This is a genomic window from Levilactobacillus paucivorans (assembly GCF_001437125.1).
Lineage (GTDB): Bacteria > Bacillota > Bacilli > Lactobacillales > Lactobacillaceae > Levilactobacillus > Levilactobacillus paucivorans.
The window spans coordinates 1-3,096 of the sequence record NZ_JQCA01000054.1 but is presented as its reverse complement, the minus strand read 5'-3'; the positions used below and the strand labels follow the sequence as shown (position 1 = coordinate 3,096).

At 39.9% G+C, this 3,096-nt stretch carries 4 protein-coding genes and 2 pseudogenes; 2 read left to right on the top strand and 4 right to left on the bottom strand.

Annotated elements, in window-relative coordinates; genetic code table 11:
* Nucleotides 1-53: 53 nt before the first annotated feature.
* Nucleotides 54-155: pseudogene (locus tag IV54_RS11505) on the bottom strand (AAA family ATPase); the annotation flags it as partial.
* A 166-nt stretch (nucleotides 156-321) separates the two neighbouring features.
* Between IV54_RS11505 and IV54_RS11500 the strand changes: the two are divergent.
* Nucleotides 322-486 (top strand): MFS transporter, encoded by a 165-nt coding sequence (locus IV54_RS11500; protein ID WP_075168959.1) that lies wholly within the window; start codon nucleotides 322-324, stop codon nucleotides 484-486.
* A gap of 82 nt (nucleotides 487-568) precedes the next feature.
* Here the strand turns inward: IV54_RS11500 and IV54_RS05805 are convergent.
* Nucleotides 569-931 (bottom strand): annotated as a pseudogene (locus IV54_RS05805) (TIGR02328 family protein).
* 141 nt (nucleotides 932-1,072) lie between these two features.
* Here IV54_RS05805 and IV54_RS05800 point away from each other — a divergent pair.
* On the top strand, nucleotides 1,073-1,996 hold the full coding sequence (locus IV54_RS05800; RefSeq protein WP_054712567.1) for an IS30 family transposase: 924 nt from the start codon (nucleotides 1,073-1,075) through the stop codon (nucleotides 1,994-1,996).
* A gap of 55 nt (nucleotides 1,997-2,051) precedes the next feature.
* Here the strand turns inward: IV54_RS05800 and IV54_RS05795 are convergent, their stop codons facing one another.
* The gene (locus IV54_RS05795; protein ID WP_057878453.1) at nucleotides 2,052-2,528 is read right to left on the bottom strand and encodes a universal stress protein; all 477 of its coding nucleotides are present in this window, start codon (nucleotides 2,526-2,528) and stop codon (nucleotides 2,052-2,054) included.
* 96 nt (nucleotides 2,529-2,624) lie between these two features.
* Nucleotides 2,625-2,912 (bottom strand): hypothetical protein, encoded by a 288-nt coding sequence (locus IV54_RS05790; protein WP_011668133.1) that lies wholly within the window; start codon nucleotides 2,910-2,912, stop codon nucleotides 2,625-2,627.
* Between the last annotated feature and the right edge of the window lie 184 nt (nucleotides 2,913-3,096).

The window sequence follows — 3,096 nt, the reverse complement described above, 5'->3', positions numbered from 1 at the left end:
TACATATTATATGTACGAAGGCATTTCATTTACACAAGATTCTTGACGCTACCCAAAACATTGTAACCCTTACTAGATAACCATTCACCATAATTGAAAGTTAAAGTTGTTTTTCCAACTCCGCCCTTAATGGCTGAAAAAGTAATTATTTTCATAGTGTGCCTCCTTATTTGCAAGTAAATAATAGCATATTATGAAATAGCATGCAACAATATATCATGATATGATATATTGTTGCATGCTATTTCATGGAAATAAGATTATGCGAGTAATCAACAAATAAATCAAGGCCCACACAAATTGCTGGTTGGTCTCAAGCAAATGGCACAAAAAGAAGCTTTAATGAATTCTATGGGAAAAATTAAGCATGCTAAAAAGCGACAAATCAGTCATGCCTTTAGTCATACTTATTTGGTAGGAGCGGTGATTATTTTAATTCTTTCACCGATTGCTTTATTAACAGATCGTAAGCAATTTAAAAGTTGAATTAAGCTAGCCAGTATCTTAATTCAATGCGGATTACTAGCTAAATCTAAGAGGGTATTTCGAATGAGATACCCTCTTAGATTTATAAAATAATCCCCTTACTGGCTAAATTAGATAAACATTCTTTCAAATACGAATCATTATGTTCTGGATAAATCGGGTTAGTTATCGGACACTTTTTCAAAATTATATATGGATCGCAATGGATACCACGGTAAAGCGGATCAAACCATTTTTTATTAGGACGATATCCGCGCCGCTACATTTCGTGCATGACCAGCAAGTGAAATTGATAAAGTTTATACGGTGAGTAATTGAATACATAATTAACAGTTGCATGCTTTTTTCCCCAGCCATTGCCTCTTAAAGCAGCAATTTCCCGATGCTGTCCTAACAGTTGTTGGCGAGGAAGTTTGCTAATGAGTTGCTCATGCCAAAGTCGCATAATTAGCCTCCTAATTTTTTATGTTATTTATCAATGTATTAGGCAGATTGTAAAATTTAAGTTGAACATTTAAGTGGACAGAAAAACCTATCAAGGTCTTTAATGGTGTTACCACACAATCCATTAGAAAGAAGGACCTTGATGAGCACCACTATTGTATCATTCCAGAACCGTGTTGTCATTGAAACGCTTCATAATGAAGGACGTTCCTTGCGATACATCGCTAACTACTTAGACTTTAGTCAGACCACCATCTTTAACGAACTTCACCGACTAAATGGTGAGTACCAGGCTGAGCTAGCGCAAACTGACTTTGAACGAAAGGTTAGTCAACGGGGGCGAAAGTCTTCGCTTACTAAAAACCTTAAACACTTGATCGAGGAAAAGATTCAAGTCCAGAAGTGGTCCCCTGAACAAGTTGCCCATGTGGTGGGGATTGCCTACAAGACGGTCTATAACTGGATTGATCAAGGCTGGCTTGATGTACAGTTGCCCGATTTGCCTGATCATGGAATTCGTCGTCATCGTGCTAAAGAAAAGCGTGGTACGTTCAGTCACGGCCGCTCAATTGAGAAGCGTCCTCATAAAATCGAAACTCGCCAGGAATTCGGCCACTTTGAAGCTGATACCGTACTTTCTGGTAAACGTAAAGGTCAAGCTGTGGCTACTTTTGTGGAGCGTAAAAGTCGCCTGACAATTGTTAAAAGGCTCCATGGTCGCGACAGTCAGTCCATGACTCAAACCGTACTTGAACTAGCTCGTCAACTTCAAGACAAGCTCAAGACGCTTACTGTGGATCATGGTAAAGAGTTCGCTAACTATCAGACAATTGAACGGCGAACTGGTACACAGGTTTATTTTGCCCATGCCTATTCACCGCATGAAAGAGGCAGTAATGAGAACCGTAACCGAGTTTTGCGGCGCTTTATTCCCAAAGGCCAAGCCATTGAAGAACTAAGTGATCACCAATTGGTTCAAATTAATTGGTATTTGAATTCACGGCCACTTAAATGTCTTAATTGGCATACACCAATCGAGATCTTCTTGCTTAATTTACGTCATTAAATTCGTTCAAGTTATTTCTTGCAATCTGCCATAGTTAAAGCATTAGTTAGCAAATTTATTCTGCGCGGTGTGCTGCTTTGACTGGTTGATTATCTAAGTCCGTCCGTACGACGATGACGTCACAAACTGCTGTCCGTGTGACGTAGTCCGTTACAGACCCGATTAATAGCCGTCCAACTGCGTTTAACCCAGTAGCACCAATCATAATCAAATCGGTGTCATTACCCCGAGGAACATCTTCAATGATGGTCCTCGGTGCCCCGTATTCAATGGCGTAATCAATCTTGTCAAGACCATCTGCCTTGGCATCAGCCACGTACTTGTCGAGGGTCTTCTTGGCCGTTTCTGTGACTTGTTCAGCCATGCTGGTATCAAGGCTAGAAAAGATTTGTAAATCCCGTGTATCAACAACGTGAACGAGATGTAAATCAGCATCGTTACGTTTAGCCACAGCGACTGCTTTCTTGAAAGCTAATTCGGCTTCATAGGAACCATCGACTGGGACTAAAATGTGCTTGTATTGTTGTAACATAATATTCACCTCTCATTATTTTATACTCTTATCATACGTTATTTATCTGCAAATAAAAAGCGATATGGTAAAAAAACTGCGAGAAAGTGTAACCGATTACGCCTTAGGGAACCAGTGTAATAGAATCAATTGAATACTGATAATCGCAATAACGCCGACTAACAACATGGTTGAAATGAAGACCATGTTGTTCATGATGGTGGCGACTGCCGACAGCACACCAATCAGTAGCATAACAACACCACTGATCGTCAAGACACGACTTAATTCGTGACTACTTTCGGGATGAAAGACTAAGAAAGCACGACGTCGATGAGCATAAAAGTACCAACCAATTCCTAAAGCCAGCAGGGTATAGCAAGCCATTAAAATGGTGATGGCCATGAAGAGACCTCCTTAGTAAATGGTAGCGTCAAGAATCTTGTGTAAATGAAATGCCTTCGTACGGTAGATTGTATAGAAATAGGGAATGCTGGATGTAAGCTGATTCCTGAGACAACTTTTAAGAGAGGGTATAATGAATAAATCGTCTCTCAAAAGGAAGGAATTTTTACATGCCAACTCGTTA